The following is a 14683-nucleotide window of genomic DNA, read 5'->3' on the forward strand; positions in this document are numbered from 1 at the left end:
AAGCCGGTCCCATGCTCTCCCTCGTGTACGCCAGCCGCGCCACCGCCCCGTTCGACGAGGCGCACCTCGCGTCGCTCCTGCAGCAGAGCCGCGCCGACAACGGGCGCGTCGATCTCACCGGCATGCTCCTGTACCGCGACGGCCGGTTCCTCCAGGTGCTCGAGGGGCCCGACGACGCGGTGCAGGAGCGGATGGACGCGATCGCCCACGATCCCCGGCACGAGTCGATCCGCATCCTGCTGAAGGAGTCCACGACCGAGCGCCTGTTCCCCGAGTGGTCGATGGCCTACGCCGCCGTCCCCGACGCCGAGGGCCAGCCCGAGGGCTTCCGCACCACGTTCGAGGACCTCGCCGGCGACCGCGACACGAGCATGACCCTGCCCGCCCTGCGCGAGCTGGTCCGCTGGTTCCAGGAGCGCCCGGCGGCCTGAGCCTCCGCCGGCCCTGGCATGCTCGAGGGGTGGGGATCGGAGTGGACGGCCGCGAGCTGCGACGGCTGCAGAGGCAGCACCGCGAGCTGCTGCACCGGCGCTCCCCGAGCTCGCCGATCCCGAGTGGGACCTGGTGCGCGACGCGGTCCTCGCCGTGCTGACGGAGGAGGACCTCTGGGGCCTGCTTCCGGAGGCGCCGGCCGACGAATACCTGCCCGAGGCGGTCGACCTCGCCCGGCTCCTGCTCCAGGACGGCGCCTGCCTCGGTCTGCACGTGCGGACCTGCTGGGCGGCGCTGTTCGACACGGTGCTCGACGTCGAGGTCGCCGATCAGCTCGCGGGGCGGATCACGGCGGAGGTGCGGGCGGCGATCGCCCTCGCGCCGGAACCCTCCGCGGACCCCGTTCGCGAGGCCGCGGCCGAGTTCCTCCTCGGCGGCTGCCGGCCCCGCCAGGTCGTCGCGGCGGCCGTCGAACGGGTCGCGGCGGGGGTTCCGGGCGAGCGGCTGCTGGCTCTCGCCTCCCTCTACTCCGACGCGTCGGTCTGGGAGGTGCTCGACGCCCTGAACGCGGCATTCGCGGAAGCGGGAGAGCCTGATCTCGTCGAGGGCAGCGACGAGACCGCGATCCTCGCGCTGCGCTCGGCGTGCCGGAGGCTCCTGGCGGGCGCGATCGACGCGTACTCGCTCGGGTCCTGGGCGGGTTCGCGCGTCGGCTTCCTCGGCCCCACGGTCACGGCACCGATCACCCTCCTCGGCGACGACCTCCACGTCGTCGACGCCGACGATCCCGGGCCCGGCCCGGCGGCACTGCTCGACGCCGACCTCCGCGCCGTCGCCTTCCTCCGCGCGACCGCCTGACCACCCGTTCCGGCCCGCTGTCGGGCTCCTGTCGAGTCCCTCCGCTCTGCTCCTCCGCCACGGATCACGGACCGCCCCCATCCGTCACGAACGGCGGCCTCGCACCCCCGGGGACCACCGTCCCTGACGGATCACGCCCCGCCGGACCCCGTCCAGGCGGCGCCCTCACCCCAGCCGAGCTCGGCCAGCGCCTCCCGTGCGTCGCGGCGCGGCGAGTACGGCACCTCGACGCCCCGCACCAGCCGGTAGTCCGTGTCGCCCGGCCCCACCCAGAGCACGCTGTCGGAGTCGGTGGCCGAGCCCAGCGCCGCACGGATCGCCTCCGCGGGCTCCGCGATCTCGCGCACGTCGCTCCCGTCGCGCGCCCCGTCGAGCAGCGCGCGCCGGATCCGCGCCGGGTCCTCCGACCGCGGGTGGTGATCGGTGACGACGACCACGTCGGCCCCCTCCGCCGCGGCCCGCCCCATCGGCCCGCGCTTGGACGGATCCCGGTCGCCGTCGGCTCCGAGCACCACGATCACGCGCCCCGGGGTCACTTCGCGCAGCGCCGCCACGGTCTTCTCGATCGAGTCGGGCGTGTGCGAGAAGTCGAGGCACACCCGCGGCCCGCGCTCGCCCGACACCAGGAGCGACCGGCCCGGCACGCGCGCGTCGATGCCGTCGCGCACCGCCTCGGCGAGCGCCGCGAACGGATGCCCGGCCGACAGCAGCATCACCAGGGCGAGTCCCGCATCCGCCGCCATGTGCCGGCCGACCAGGGGGACGGAGGTGGTCAGCGACCCGTCGGGCCCGCTGAGCCGGAACAGGGTCCGGTCGGTCGTCGCCTCGAGCACCTCGACCCGCCAGTCGGCGTCCGCGCCCGGGACGGACGCGACCGTGACCACCGGCACCTCGGCGAGGTCGCGCATCCGCCCGCCCGCCGGCGAATCGAGCAGCACCACGGCGCGCTCCGACAGCTCCGGACGCAGCAGCCGCGCCTTCGCCCGCAGGTACTCGTCCATGTCCGCGTAGTCGTCGAGGTGGTCGTGGCTGAGGTTCGTGAAGCCTGCGACCTCGAAGCGCAGCCCGTCGACGCGGTGCCGCGTGAGCGCCTGCGCGCTGACCTCTAGCGCAGCGGCGTCCACCCCGTCCTCGACCATGCGCGCGAGCAGCGCGTGCACCTCGGGCGCCTCGGGCGACGTGAGCCGGCTGGCGATCTCGACGGGGCCGCTGCGCCGTGTCGCCGTCGAGCTGTGCCCGACGCGCAGCCCGAGCTGCTCGAGCACCGCCGTGAGCAGGTGCACGGTCGTCGTCTTGCCGTTGGTCCCGGTGACGCCGAAGAGCGGCGGGCGGGCGGAGTCGGTGCCGTAGACCCGCGCGGCGACGGGGCCCAGCACCCGGCGCGGATCCGGAGCGACGAGCACGGGCAGACCGTCGACCCGCCGCCGGCCGTCCTCGGTCGGTGAGCACCGCGACGGCCCCCGCCGCCCGCGCCCGCTCGACGAAGTCGGCACCGTGGAGCGCCCCGGCCCGGCAGCGCGGCGAACAGGCCGCCCGGCTCGACCTCGCGATCGCTGACGGTGACGCTGGTCACCTCGGACGTCGGGCCCGTCGAGGCGCAGGCCTCGCGGTCGCGGCGAGCCCGGAGAGCAGAGCTTCCCGCCGCGCGACGCGGCCGGAGGAACGAGAAGTCCGGCACCGCGCCCCTTGCGTGATCAGTGGGCTCATCGGTCTGGCTTCGTCCCGCCGATCGGAGGAAACCGCTCGCCGGAGGTGAAGAGAGCGACAAGCGCCGGGCGACCCGATCCGCAGGAGGTCGAGGGAGGGGCCGGACCCGTCCGCCCGAGCGCCGTCGGAGCGCGACCTCTCGGCGTTTCCCCTCGTCGGGTTCGGACTGCTCGTGTCCGCGTGGACGCGGCGGGCGCAGGAGCTCGCGGGCGCCCCCGGTGAAGCGGGGCGGTCGGGAGCGCTGCAGCGGACGTCCACCTCGAGCGTCGGCCGTCTCGCCGCTCTGGCGCTCGCCGGAGAAGTGGGAGATGGTGGCTCCGTGACTCCCCGGCCGGCGCATCCCGCTCTCCTCCGCAGTCCTCGCGGCGCTGCTCTCACCGGCCGGATGCTCGCTTCCGGCTGAGAGCGACGATCCCGTCGTCGAGAAGTCTCCGGTCGGCGAGACCGCGGTCTGGGAGCTCGCCGATCCGTCCGGAGTGTCGCCGCGGATCGAGCAGGTGGATCTCCTCGTCAGCCGCCCGAGTGCGCCTCAGGAGTCACCGGAGCGACCCTGCCGCCCGTCGTCTCCCTCGGTGAGGCGGACGTCGTCATCCGTGTGGACGCGTCCTGGAACGGGACGTCCGGGGGGACCTGTCCCGCCAACGACCTCGTTCCCGTCACCGTTCAGCTCGGCGAACCCCTCGGACAGCGCGCGCTCGTCGACGGCGCCTGCCTCCGAGAGGACGCCGCGGGGACCGCCTCGTGCGAGGACAGCGGCGTCGGCCTCGGCGGGCGGTAGCACTGTCGGGACTCGCATCGGACCCGACGCCCGAAGCGCTCCAGCCGAGAGGCCGACGAACGGCCGAGCCCCGACGTCCTCGAGGGTGACGGGTCCGGACGATCGATCCCGCCGCGTCGCGGATCGCGACGCGGGTCTCCTCCACAGGGTGGTCCGGAGGCCGGATCGTCGTCGACGGGCGAAGACCGCCCCCTTGGTGTCGGTGGTCCCTGATTCAATACGCGTATGGCAGAGATCGGAACAGCGCAGGCGGCCCTCACGCAGGTGCACGAGTGCGGGGACGAGGCGTCCCGACTCGTAGCGCTCCGCGGCTCCCGTGCTCCTGGCCGCCGCCGAGGCGCTGTACGCCGGGTATCGGGCGGCCCTCGCCTGTCCGGAGGCGTTCGCGCGGGGCGGTGCAGGCGGTCCCGGCGCAGGCGCGAGCCGCAGCGAGGCGGCGGACCTGGTCGAGCGATCGATCCGCGCCGAGTTCGCGGTCGCGCTCGGTGTCTCCGAGCGCGTCGCCTCGCGGGAGTTGGAGCAGGCGCAGCTGCTCACCGAGGATCTTCCCCGCACACGTGCGGCTCTCGCTGCGGCGCGGATCCGCTGGGAGGCCGGGCAGGTGATCTGCTCCGCCGCCGCCACCCTGCCCGTGGCCTCGCGCGCAGCCTTCGACGAGCGCGCCGCGGAGGTCGCGGTGTCGATGACGCCGACCCAGCTGCGGCGCGCGGTGGCGCGGCTCCGCGAGGAGCTGCACGAGCAACCGCTCGCCGACCGCCACGCCCGGGCCCGCCAGGACCGATCGGTGTGGATCACGCCCGAGGTGGACGGCATGGCGACGCTGTCGGCGTACCTGCCGGCCGCCGCTGCCGTCGGCGCGTTCCACCGCCTGGACCGCATCGCCCGGAGCCTCCGCGACGGCGACGGTTCCGTCAGCGGAGACGGGCGCACTCTCGCCCAGCTGCGCGCCGACGCTCTCATCGATCTGCTCTGCGACGGAGACGTCTCGGGCACCACGCCCGTCGACGGCGACTCGTCCGCCGTTCCGACCTTTGTGCCGGGGATCCGAGCGGAGGTGCGGGTGACGCTCTCGGCGAGCACCGCTGCCGGGCTCGACGACCACCCCGCCTACCTCGACGGCTACGGACCCGTGCCTGCCGCCGTCGCTCAGCAGCTCGCGGGCCCGGGAACGACGTTCACCTGCGTCACGGCAGCACCGGGCACGGGCACGGTCCTGGACGTCGGGCGCACCCTCCGGGTTCCGCCTCCGCGCATGCGCCTGCTCCTGCAGCTGCGCGACCGGACCCGCCGGTTCCCCGGCTGCACACGTCCCGCGTCCACCGCCGAGGCCGACCACACCCTCGAGTGGCGCCACGGCGGCACGACCGACGTGCACAACCTCGCCTCCCTGTGCGTCGCGCACCACCACGTCCGCCACGGCGACCGGTGGACCTACGTCCTCCATCCCGACGGGGTCGCCGACTGGATCACTCCCACCGGCCGCCGGGTCACCACCCGACCGGCGCCTCTCCCCGGAGGACCACCCGAGCCGACCCCTCGACCGCGGTTCGTCGACCCGCCGGCGCCGGTCTGAGGCGCGTCGGCTCGCGCATCGCCGGGCGCCTCCGACTCCGCGCCGCCCTGCTGCTCCATTCCGCCCTGCTGCTCCATCGCTCCGTGCTGCCTCGACGCGCCCGGCCACCCTCGCCGCACCACCACCACCACCACGCAGCGTTCGACGGCACCCTCGAGCCGCTACTCCCCCGTCGGCCGCCGCCGTTGCTTCTTCGTCGCCGACCGCTGCTGCTTGGCGGCGGCGTGCCGCCGGGCCGACCCCCGCGTCGGCCTGGTCGGTCGGCGCGGAGCCGCCGGCGGTGCCAGTGCCGAGCTCACCAGCCCCCGCAGCTGCTCGAGCGCCACCTCGCGGTTCCGCAGCTGCGACCGCTGCTCCGACACCGTCACGGTCAGCGTCCCCGAGACCAGCCGCCGCTCCAGCCGCTCGAGGATCCGCTCCCGCTGCGACTCGTCCAGCACCGCGGATGCCGCCACGTCCCACGTCAGCTGCACCCGGCTGTCCGACGTGTTCACGTGCTGCCCGCCCGGCCCCGACGACCGCGAGAACCGCCACTGCAGCTCCGACGCCGGGATCGTCAGACCGCGGCCGACCTCGAGATCCACGACGTCGCACCTCCCTCGAGCGCCTCGCGCCTCAGCACTGGAGCACCACCGCGCCGTAGTGCGTCCCCGCGCCCGTCCCGACCAGCAGCAGCGACTCCTCCTGCGCCCGCGCGCGATGCAGCGCCAGCGGCAGAGCGGAGCCGATCGTGTTGCCGACCTCGGGCAGCGTGACCACCATCCGCTCGCGCCCCCACAGCCGCGCCATGCCCTCGAGCCCCGCGCCGCTCGTCTGGTGCGGCACCACCCGGTCGATGCCCGGGAGGCCCGAGCCGAGCCCCGGCCGCACGGTCTCGAGGAACGCCGGGAAGTGCCGCAGCGCGTCGATCAGCAGCCGGATCCCGTCCATGTCGAAGCGGAAGTCCCCGAGCCGGTCCGCCGCCTCCTCGATCCGGATCCGCGAGCCGAACCCGCGGATCTCGGCGTGCGCCACCCGCTCGTGCGCGTCGCGAAGCGCGACGTCGTGATCCCCTGCCCCGGAGTCGCTGCGCGCCCCACGACGACCGCCGCGGCCGCATCGCCGATCAGCAGGGCGCTCTCGGGCTGGCCGAGGTCGATGCCGCGACTGCCGCCCTCCGTCGACACGATCAGCACGCGCTCGGCGCGGTGCGTGGCGAGCAGGAACCCCGCCTCCTGCAGCGCGAAGAGAAACGAGAGGCAGGTGGCGTTCAACGAGTACGCCGAGACGCCGGTCATGCCCAGTCCGGCGGCGAGCAGCGCGCCCCCGTCGGGGATCGCCTGCAGCTGCGTGCCCGACGCGTTCAGCACCACGTCGATATCGCGCGGCTCGAGCTCGGCTGCGGCGAGCGCCCTGCGGGCCGCCAGCAGCCCCAGTTCGAGCGGGTCCTCGTCGTCCGCGAGCCAGTGCCGCGTCACGACTCCGGTGCGGCGGATCGCCTCGTCGACGTCCAGACCGCAGAGTCCGGCGATCTCGGCGGTCGGCACGACGCGCCGAGGCAGCGCCTCCGGTGCCCAGGAGCCGGACGGGGAGCACGTCGGACACGATCGCGTCCCTCCTGCGCCGGCCGCGTCGGAGGTCGCCGCTCCCCCTGTATAGCGGGGATGCGCCCTCCGTGCTCGTTAGGGTGGAGCGGTCACGGCAGGAGGGGGTCCGAGTGGATTTCTGGGTCGTCGTGCCCCTCTTCGACGAGGAGAAGCTGCTCCGGGGCACCCTCGACGCCCTCGCGGCGCAGACCGACCAGGACTTCACCCTGCTGCTCGTCGACAACGGCAGCACCGACCGCTCGCGCGAGGTCATCGCCGCGTTCGCCGCCGAGCGTCCGGAGCGGCCCGTGCTCACGATCGACGAGCCGCAGAAGGGCACCGGAGCCGCCTCCGACACCGGCTTCCGGCACGCGATCGCGCACGGCGCGAGGGTCGTCGCGCGCACCGACGCCGACTCGCTGCCGGACGAGCACTGGGTCGAGCTGCTGAAGGCCGACTTCCGCGCCGGCTTCCGCTTCGTCGGCGGACGCGTCGCGCCGCGCACCGACGAGCCCGACTACCGCTGGTACGACGGAGTGATCGGCACCGCTCTCATCCGCATCCTCGAGCGGGCGCCCGGCGTCGTCTACCGCCGACCGGGCCAGCGCTACCGGATGTTCATGATCGCCGGCCTCAACCTCGCCATCGACGCCGAGCTCTACCTCGAGGTCGGCGGCTTCCCGCGCTCGAGCATCGACGACACCGACGAGGACCTCGAGCTGCACCTGAAGGTCTGCCGGGTGATCCCGGGCTCGCAGGCGAGGCTGAACCGCCGCGCGATCGTCCGCTGCTCGATCCGCAAGGGCAAGGCGCTCGGCTACCTCGGGATCCTGCTCTGGTACTGGGGCCGCAAGAAGGGCCTGGAGGTCGTCGATGTCCGCTGAGCGTGCACCAGGCCCCCGCCGCGTCCTCGTCACCGGCGCCACCGGCTTCCTCGGCGGCCACGCCGTGCGCGCGTTCCTCGCCGAGGGCGACGAGGTCATCGCCTCCGGCCGGAACGCCCCCGCCCTCGAGCGCCTCGCCGCCGCCGGAGCCGAGACGATCGCCGCCGACCTCGCCGACCTCGCGACGCTCCCCGTACGCGCCGACGTGCTCGTCCACTCCGCCGCCCTGTCGAGCCCGTGGGGCCGCTGGAGCGACTTCCGCGAGGCGAACGTCGCGGGCACGGAGGCGATGGTGGGCCTCGCCGAGCGCGCCGGCATCCCGCGCATCGTCTTCGTCTCGTCGCCGAGCATCTACTCGGCCCGCCGGCACCAGCACCTGGTGCGCGAGGACCAGTTCGATCCCGCGAGCCGGATGAGCCTCTACATCCGCAGCAAGATCGAGGCGGAGCAGGTGCTGCAGCACGCTCTCGCGGCCGGGCGGATCCGGGAGCTCGTGATCCTCCGTCCGCGCGGCCTGATCGGCGTCGGCGACCCGAGTCTGATCCCCCGCTTCGTCGCCGCGAACCGCCGCCGCGGCATCCCGCTCTTCGACGGCGGCCGCAACGTCGTCGACGTGACCTGCGTCGAGAACGCCGCCCGGGCGCTGGTCCTCGCCGCCGGCACGGAGCACGCCCGCGGCAGCGTCTACAACATCACCAACGGAGAGCCGACCCCGTTCGGCGACCTGCTCCGCGCCTTCTTCGCCGCGATGGGAGAGGACCCGCGCTTCCTCACCGTCGATCTGCGCCTCCTGACCGCTCTGGCCGAGGTGCTCGAGCGGGTTTACGCGAGGCTGCCCGGCAGCGCCGAGCCGCCCTTCACCCGCTACACCGTCGCCACCCTCGCCTACGCGCAGACGCTCGACATCTCGCGCGCCCGCGCCGAGCTCGGCTACGAGCCGACCGTGCCGCTGGCCGAGGGCATCCGCCGCGTCGGCGAGCACTACCGGGCCGCGTCCCGTGCCTGAGCGCGAGCCCGCCCTGCGCGTCTTCGCGTGCGGAGACACCACCTTCCTCTCGCCCGCGTGTTCCGCGGCGAGGGCCTCCCCGCCGCACCTTCCCGTCGGTCGGTCTTCCTGTACGCGCACCCCGGCGGCCGCCGCGTGCTCTTCGACACCGGCTACCCGCCGTCCCTGCAGGGCACCGGCCCCGTCGGCGCCCTCTACCGGCGGATCCTGCCGGCGCGTCACTCCCGCCGAGACGATCGACGCCCGGCTGCGCTGCGAGGGGGCTCGAGCCCGACGACATCGACGTCGTCGTGCTCTCGCACCTGCACCCCGACCATCTCGGCGGACTGCGGTACTTCCCGAACGCGACGCTCGTCCTCTCGCGCGGCCAGCTCGAGCGGATCGAGCGCAGCCGCCTCACCGACGGCGTGTTCTCGGCGCTGATCCCGCCCCGGTTCGCCGACTCCGAGCGCCTCGTCGTCGACGAGCAGCCCGTGGTCACCGTCGCCGGAGTGAGCGGCGCCGACCTCTTCGGCGACGGCCGGTACGTGGTGGCCCTGCGCCCGGCCACGCCCTCGGCCACCTCGGCGCGCTCGTCGAGGGCCGGTTCCTGCTCGCCGGCGACGCCGCCTGGGGCCGCGAGTTCCTGGAGTGGTCCGACCGCCTGCGCCCGCTCCCCCGCCTCATCAGCGACGACCCCGCGGCCCACCACCGCACCTCCGAGCAGCTGCTGCGGCCTCGAGGCGTCGGGCCTCACCCTCTGTTTCAGCCACGACGCGTACCCGTCGCGAGTGCTGCTCGACTGAGCGCCGGTGCCGATGCACCGTGCCCGGATGATCCCCACCCCCGTCGCTCGCCCGCGGATCCGGAGAAATCAGCCGGACCTCGAGGCTGCAGACCTCGCTTCTGCGGGGAGAGCGGTTCGCAACCGAGGGTGAGAGCTGTTCACGCGTGCCTCGGAGGCCGGATCCGCGGTTCCCTCCTCGTCAGCGAACACCTTCAGCGGCGCCCGTCCCCCTCGAGGGTTCGAGAGTCGCGTTCCGGCGCTCCTCCTCGAGGCGGGATCGCCGTGCCGCAGCTCAGCCCGGGAAGTCCTCCGGCCAGCCGCGCTCCGCGAGCGAGCGTCGCACGCGCTCGACGTCGGCGTCCGACGGCAGCTCCGAGGTGACGCGGGCGATCGCCGCCGCCACGTCGATCCGACTCGCGGGCAGCGCGCCCTCGGCGTCGAGCCCCGCGGCGACCTCCGCGACCTCCTCGTCGGTCAGCCGCCGGCGCAGCAGCGCCACGAGCGGCACGAAGTCCTGCTCGGGCAGCCCCGCCGGGTAGCCGGCGCGCAGCCAGCGCACGATCCGGGTGACGAGTCCGACCCGCGGCGCGTCCGCCTCCGGCAGCCCGAGCGGCCATCCCGCACTCGCGAGACGGACGGAGACGCGCACGAGATCCTCGGGCAGCGCGGGGCCCAGCAGCATCTCCTCGATGCGGAGTCGGAGCCGCGCGCGATCCAGCGGCACGCCCGCCGCGGACGCTCGGGACGCGTCGTGCACCAGCCGCTCGACGACCTGCTCGACCTCCTCGGGCGTGAGGCTGCGGCGCAGGATGCCGAGCAGCGGCACGTAGTCCTGCTCGGGGACACCGGCCGGGTAGCCGCCCGCAGCCAGCCGACGACGCGGGCGACGAGACCGCCCTCGGTCACCTGCTCGCTCATGCTCAGTCCTTCGGGACGAAGACGGGGATCACGTGCGTGAAGTCAACCTCCTGGCCGAAGCCCGTGGCGAGGATGATGCTCAGCCCCACGACCACCGCGAGCACGACGATCGCGAAGCAGGCGACTCCGAGCACGCGCAGCAGCGGCATGGGAGGCGCGGCTGCTCGCCGGAGGCACCGCCCGCGACCGCGAACGAGCGGACGCCCAGCGCGAAGAGGACGGGCAGGCCGGCCCCGAGGAGGACGGCGACGAGCGCCACCTGACCGGCGGCCTCGAAGAACAGTGCGAGCACGGTGCTACTCCTCAGATCTCGGGGGGGTCAGACGTTCAGGGTCTCGGCCGACGGGCGGCGGGAGTCCTGCCACTCGTCGTTGACGTTGTGCGAGCCGATCGCGTCGCGGCGCGAGCGGACGTAGATCAGCACGGCCACCGCGACGAGGATCGCCGCCATCAGCAGGCCGCCCAGCGCCCCGCCCGCGAGGTGGCCGATCCCCACCATCACCGCGCCGACGAGCCCGGCGGCGGGCAGCGTGATCACCCAGGCGATCACCATCCGCAGCGCCACGCGCCAGCGCACCTGGGCGCCGGGGCGTCCGACGCCGGAGCCGAGGATCGAGCCGGTCGCGACGTGCGTGGTCGAGAGAGGGCGAAGCCGAGGTGGCTGGAGGCGAGGATGACCGCGGCCGACGAGCTCTCGGCCGCCATTCCCTGCGGGGTGTCGATCTCGACGAGGCCCTTGCCGACGGTCCGGATGATGCGCCAGCCGCCGATGTAGGTGCCGAGCGAGATGGCGAGGGCGCAGCTGAGCTTGACCCAGAACGGCACCGAGCCGGTGTCGCTCCAGCCGCCGGCCGCGATCAGCGCCAGCGTGATCACTCCCATGGTCTTCTGCGCGTCGTTCGTGCCGTGCGCGAGCGAGGCGAGGGACGCGCTGCCGATCTGGCCGATGCGGAAGCCGTGGTCCAGGCTCTTCGAGGCCAGGTTGCCGACCACCTTGAAGACCAGCCAGGTGCCGATCGCCGCGACCGGCTCCGGCGAGCACGGGCGACATCAGCGCCGGCAGGATCACCTCGCCGACGACACCGTCGAGCTTCGAGCCGTCGCCGGCCCAGCTGACCCCGTCGACGCCGAGGCCGGCGAGCGTCGAGCCGATCAGCCCGCCGAAGAGGGCGTGCGGACGAGCTCGACGGCAGTCCCAGCAGCCAGGTCAGCAGGTTCCAGATGATGCCGCCGATGAGCCCGGCGAGCACGATCAGCAGCAGAGCGGATCCGCCGCCCTCGAGCAGCGCCGGGTCCGGTGCGCCGGACGAGTCCTGGATCTTCACCACCGCGTTGGTGACGGTCAGCGCCACCCCGATGCTGAGGAACGCACCCACCAGGTTGAGGGACGCGGAAAGTGCGACGGCGACCTTCGGCTTCGGCGACCGGTCGCGATGGACGTGGCCATCGCGTTGGCGGTGTCGTGGAAGCCGTTGGTGAAGTCGAACGCGAGAGCGGTGACGACGACCAGGACGAGCAGAACGAAGGGATCCACGCAGGAATGATGCGCCTGCCGGAGGGCCGCGTGGCGACCTCACCGGATGTATTTACCGGCTATTCACTTTCGCCGGCGGCGTGGCGCAGAACCTCGGCCAGGAGGGGTCGTCGCGCACGACTGTGGCTGACGAGCACTCCCGGCCGAGGTTCTGCAGAGACCCGCGGAGGCCGGTGCCCGGACGGCAGCGGCGGAGTCAGGTCCGGAGTGTGCTCGGGGTCGGAGTCGACGACGGCTCGTCCTCGTGCGGCGCGCTCGGCAGCGGCGGAGTGAGGTCGGGGGTCCGCTCCGGATCGGTGTTCGGCGCCGCGACCGCGACCGGTGCCGCGTGCTTCGGCTCGTTGGTGGACGCCCTGCTCGGCCGACTCCGCCTTCTTCGCGGCCTTGGCCTGCTTGCGCTGCAGCTTCTCGGTCTGCTCGGCGAGCTTCCGCGCCTTCTTGCGCAGCTTCTTGCTGGAGTCGCGCACCGCTTCGTGCGCCGCGCGGACCGACTTCTCGGCCTTCTTCAGAGCCTTCTTCGCCCGCTTCTCGACCGCCTTGTCGCTGCCGGCCTTGCCGCCCTTGGTCTGCGCCATGGTCGTCCTGCTCGTCGGCCTCGACGGGCCGTCCTCCCCCACGGTACCGAGCCGGTCCCGTACGGCGCCTGCACGAGTCCGCGGGTGACGGTGGCGCGCCGCGTCGGATCCGGCGTACAACTGCGGCATGACCGATCGACTCTCGCCCGCGCGTTCCGCGCCGTCCCTGGACCGAGACCGGCGCGCTCGCCGGCGACGGAGCGCGAGCCTGGTTCCCGACACGCTCCTCGCCGACGGCGGCCCTCGTCGCCGCCGTCGCGGAGATCGCCGAGGCCGCGGACCACCACCCCGACGTCGATCTGCGCTATGGAGGCGTCGCCGTGCGCCTGATCAGCCACGACGTCGGCGACATCAGCGGCCGCGACGCCGCACTGGCCGTCCGCATCTCTGCCGCCGCCCGCGAGCTCGGACTCAGCGGCGCCCCGTCCCTCGTGCAGAGTCTGCAGATCGCGATCGACGCGGTCGACGTGGAGGCGGTGCGTCCGTTCTGGCGGGCCGTGCTCGGCTACTCCCCCGTCGAGGACGCCGACCTCACCGACCCCCGGGCCCTGAGCCTGAACGTCTGGATCCAGCGGATCGCCGCCCCGCGCCCCGAGCGCAACACGATCCACCTGGACCTCTACGTCCCCCGCGACGTCGTCGAGTCGAGGATCGCCGCCGCACTCGCCGCAGGAGGCCGCATCGCGAACGGGGACCACGCGCCCGAGCGGTGGACGCTCGCCGACCCCGAGGGCAACGAGGTCGACGTGGCTCCCTGGCGCGACGACAGCGAGTAGGGCGACTGAGCTGGAACCCGCGGGCGTCTGGGAGTCGCGTTCGAGAGTCGCGCGCGCTCGGAGTGAGCACGGCAGTCTGGACGCATGGTCTTCTCCTCCGACCCCACCGGCTTCCTCGGCACGCACGGTCAGCGGCGCCCGATGCGCGGCCCCCGGCGCGACCGCTGGATGTGGTGGCGCCTGGGCGCGGGCGTCGCCGCCACCGTCGGCGGGCTGATCGCCCTGCTGGTGTTCACCGGCGGGTCGTACTAGACCGGGCCCGCAGAACGGGTCCGAAGGCGAGGCCTCTCCGAGGAGGGGCTTGACTGCTGAGCACTCTCCCAGGTCGAATCCCGAGCACCTCGGGCAATCTGGAGGGTCGTACGGCGCGGAAGACCGCGGCCGTGACGGTTCCCAGCCCCAGCAGCGCCCCGCCCCCGCGCTGCGAACGACCCGGAAACTCTGACTGCAGTGCACCACGAGGATCTCGCCCCGACCCCTTCCCCCCGGGGAGTCGGGCAGACCGACAGCTCCACCGCTCTGCCGACCCGGCGCCTGCTGCGCGCCCAGCAGGAGGCCCAGCGGACCGCCGGACGTCGCGCCTCCCGCCGACCGTCGAAGCCCCGCGCCTCCGCCATGGCGGCCATGACGCGTTCGTCGTCGGCATCGCGGTCACCACGACCATGCCGGCCTTCGCCGTCGAGGGTGCCTCCGACCCCGAGGTCGTGCGCGACACGACGAGCGCCGTGGCGGCCGCGCGTCCGCAGAGCTTCGTCGCGGCCGGCGCCGTGCAGCACACCGTCACCCGCGACGCCTTCGCCGCCGAGGCGAAGCCCGAGGTCCTCGTGCCCACCGAGTCGCTCGACGCGATCACCGCCGGAGCGGGAGAGTCGACCGCCGCCGCGGACGGCGCGTCCGGCAGCTGGATGATCCCGGTGTCCGGTCGCATCAGCAGCAGCTACGGCCCACGCCCCGACGCTCCGGTCTCGGGCGTCAACCTGTTCCACAAGGGCACCGACCTCGCCGCCTCGTGCGGCACCCCGATCGTCGCGGCGTCGGGCGGAGTCGTCGAGGAGTCGACGTACTTCGGCACCTACGGCAACTGGATCCTGATCGACAACGGGGGCGGCATCGAGACCGGCTACGCCCACAACAGCGAGTCCTCGTCGACGTCGGCGACACGGTCGCCGCCGGCGACGTGATCGCGCTCCTCGGGAGCACGGGCGCCTCCTCCGGCTGCCACCTGCACTTCGAGACCCGCGTCGACGGAGAGGCGGTCGACGCCGTGCCGTTCATGAGCGCGCTGGGCGTGCCGCTGGGCTGACCGGCGGT

Annotated in this window: 16 protein-coding genes and 2 pseudogenes; 10 read left to right on the forward strand and 8 right to left on the reverse strand. The window is 73.9% G+C overall.

What is annotated here, in order from left to right; all coding sequences use genetic code 11:
• Positions 1–11: 11 nt before the first annotated feature.
• Both AC0CII_RS13825 and AC0CII_RS13830 read left to right on the forward strand, forming a co-directional pair.
• Positions 12–431 (forward strand): BLUF domain-containing protein, encoded by a 420-nt coding sequence (locus AC0CII_RS13825; protein ID WP_207407380.1) that lies wholly within the window; start codon positions 12–14, stop codon positions 429–431.
• A gap of 133 nt (positions 432–564) precedes the next feature.
• Complete coding sequence (locus AC0CII_RS13830) at positions 565–1290, forward strand: hypothetical protein (RefSeq protein ID WP_465229768.1); 726 nt, start codon at positions 565–567, stop codon at positions 1288–1290.
• Between the two features lie 131 nt (positions 1291–1421).
• On the opposite strand, the gene AC0CII_RS13835 is transcribed toward AC0CII_RS13830, so the two are convergent.
• Positions 1422–2693, reverse strand: a complete 1272-nt coding sequence (locus tag AC0CII_RS13835; protein WP_465229769.1) for a Mur ligase family protein — start codon at positions 2691–2693, stop codon at positions 1422–1424.
• Positions 2694–3169: 476 nt separating this feature from the next.
• On the opposite strand from AC0CII_RS13835, the gene AC0CII_RS13840 reads away from it, so the two are divergent.
• Positions 3170–3400: a hypothetical protein gene (locus AC0CII_RS13840; protein ID WP_465229770.1), complete on the forward strand. Its 231-nt coding sequence runs from the start codon at positions 3170–3172 to the stop codon at positions 3398–3400.
• A 691-nt stretch (positions 3401–4091) separates the two neighbouring features.
• Entirely contained in the window at positions 4092–5348 is a 1257-nt protein-coding gene (locus AC0CII_RS13845) for an HNH endonuclease signature motif containing protein (RefSeq protein WP_465229771.1), read from the forward strand.
• 161 nt (positions 5349–5509) lie between these two features.
• On the opposite strand, the gene arfB is transcribed toward AC0CII_RS13845, so the two are convergent.
• The 3 genes from arfB to AC0CII_RS13860 are packed head-to-tail and all read right to left on the reverse strand — an operon-like array spanning position 5510 to position 6874.
• Positions 5510–5932, reverse strand: a complete 423-nt coding sequence (gene arfB / locus AC0CII_RS13850; protein WP_207407409.1) for an alternative ribosome rescue aminoacyl-tRNA hydrolase ArfB — start codon at positions 5930–5932, stop codon at positions 5510–5512.
• 31 nt (positions 5933–5963) lie between these two features.
• Positions 5964–6278 (reverse strand): 3-oxoacyl-[acyl-carrier-protein] synthase III C-terminal domain-containing protein, encoded by a 315-nt coding sequence (locus tag AC0CII_RS13855; RefSeq protein WP_465229772.1) that lies wholly within the window; start codon positions 6276–6278, stop codon positions 5964–5966.
• The gene (locus AC0CII_RS13860) at positions 6257–6874 is read right to left on the reverse strand and encodes a hypothetical protein (protein ID WP_465229773.1); all 618 of its coding nucleotides are present in this window, start codon (positions 6872–6874) and stop codon (positions 6257–6259) included. The genes AC0CII_RS13855 and AC0CII_RS13860 overlap by 22 nt, the downstream gene beginning before the upstream one ends.
• A gap of 188 nt (positions 6875–7062) precedes the next feature.
• Between AC0CII_RS13860 and AC0CII_RS13865 the strand changes: the two genes are divergently transcribed.
• Genes AC0CII_RS13865 through AC0CII_RS13875 form a run of 3 tightly spaced genes read left to right on the forward strand, consistent with a single transcriptional unit; the run spans position 7063 to position 9588 of the window.
• Complete coding sequence (locus AC0CII_RS13865) at positions 7063–7797, forward strand: glycosyltransferase (protein ID WP_465229774.1); 735 nt, start codon at positions 7063–7065, stop codon at positions 7795–7797.
• Positions 7787–8803, forward strand: a complete 1017-nt coding sequence (locus AC0CII_RS13870) for an NAD-dependent epimerase/dehydratase family protein (RefSeq protein ID WP_465227362.1) — start codon at positions 7787–7789, stop codon at positions 8801–8803. The genes AC0CII_RS13865 and AC0CII_RS13870 overlap by 11 nt, the downstream gene beginning before the upstream one ends.
• Complete coding sequence (locus tag AC0CII_RS13875) at positions 8800–9588, forward strand: MBL fold metallo-hydrolase (protein ID WP_465230915.1); 789 nt, start codon at positions 8800–8802, stop codon at positions 9586–9588. Before AC0CII_RS13870 ends, AC0CII_RS13875 begins: the two co-directional genes overlap by 4 nt.
• Before the next feature lie 273 nt (positions 9589–9861).
• Here AC0CII_RS13875 and AC0CII_RS13880 read toward each other — a convergent pair whose 3' ends face one another.
• The 4 genes and pseudogenes from AC0CII_RS13880 to AC0CII_RS13895 all read right to left on the reverse strand — a co-directional run bounded on the left by AC0CII_RS13880 (position 9862) and on the right by AC0CII_RS13895 (position 12638).
• Positions 9862–10395 (reverse strand): DUF3349 domain-containing protein, encoded by a 534-nt coding sequence (locus tag AC0CII_RS13880; protein WP_465229775.1) that lies wholly within the window; start codon positions 10393–10395, stop codon positions 9862–9864.
• A gap of 94 nt (positions 10396–10489) precedes the next feature.
• Positions 10490–10636 carry a hypothetical protein gene (locus tag AC0CII_RS13885; RefSeq protein ID WP_465229776.1) on the reverse strand — a complete coding sequence of 49 codons (147 nt, stop codon included), beginning with the start codon at positions 10634–10636 and terminating at the stop codon, positions 10490–10492.
• 170 nt (positions 10637–10806) lie between these two features.
• A pseudogene (locus tag AC0CII_RS13890) lies at positions 10807–12021 on the reverse strand (anion permease).
• A gap of 59 nt (positions 12022–12080) precedes the next feature.
• Positions 12081–12638, reverse strand: coding sequence for a hypothetical protein (locus AC0CII_RS13895; protein ID WP_465229777.1), 558 nt, complete (start codon positions 12636–12638; stop codon positions 12081–12083).
• 221 nt (positions 12639–12859) lie between these two features.
• On the opposite strand from AC0CII_RS13895, the gene AC0CII_RS13900 reads away from it, so the two are divergent.
• The 3 genes and pseudogenes from AC0CII_RS13900 to AC0CII_RS13910 all read left to right on the forward strand — a co-directional run bounded on the left by AC0CII_RS13900 (position 12860) and on the right by AC0CII_RS13910 (position 14675).
• Positions 12860–13372, forward strand: a complete 513-nt coding sequence (locus AC0CII_RS13900; RefSeq protein WP_465230916.1) for a VOC family protein — start codon at positions 12860–12862, stop codon at positions 13370–13372.
• A gap of 84 nt (positions 13373–13456) precedes the next feature.
• Complete coding sequence (locus AC0CII_RS13905) at positions 13457–13624, forward strand: hypothetical protein (RefSeq protein WP_207407402.1); 168 nt, start codon at positions 13457–13459, stop codon at positions 13622–13624.
• A gap of 653 nt (positions 13625–14277) precedes the next feature.
• Positions 14278–14675, forward strand: a pseudogene (locus tag AC0CII_RS13910) (M23 family metallopeptidase).
• Positions 14676–14683 lie beyond the last annotated feature (8 nt).

Source organism: Rathayibacter sp. AC182, from assembly GCF_979253875.1.

Coding starts and splice junctions, on each gene's coding strand:
- AC0CII_RS13885 (WP_465229776.1), bottom strand. CDS start 10,636: ATGCCGCTGCTGCGCGTGCTCGGAGTCGCCTGCTTCGCGATCGTCGTG.
- AC0CII_RS13825 (WP_207407380.1), top strand. CDS start 12: ATGCTCTCCCTCGTGTACGCCAGCCGCGCCACCGCCCCGTTCGACGAG.
- AC0CII_RS13905 (WP_207407402.1), top strand. CDS start 13,457: ATGGTCTTCTCCTCCGACCCCACCGGCTTCCTCGGCACGCACGGTCAG.
- AC0CII_RS13870 (WP_465227362.1), top strand. CDS start 7,787: ATGTCCGCTGAGCGTGCACCAGGCCCCCGCCGCGTCCTCGTCACCGGC.
- AC0CII_RS13855 (WP_465229772.1), bottom strand. CDS start 6,278: ATGGACGGGATCCGGCTGCTGATCGACGCGCTGCGGCACTTCCCGGCG.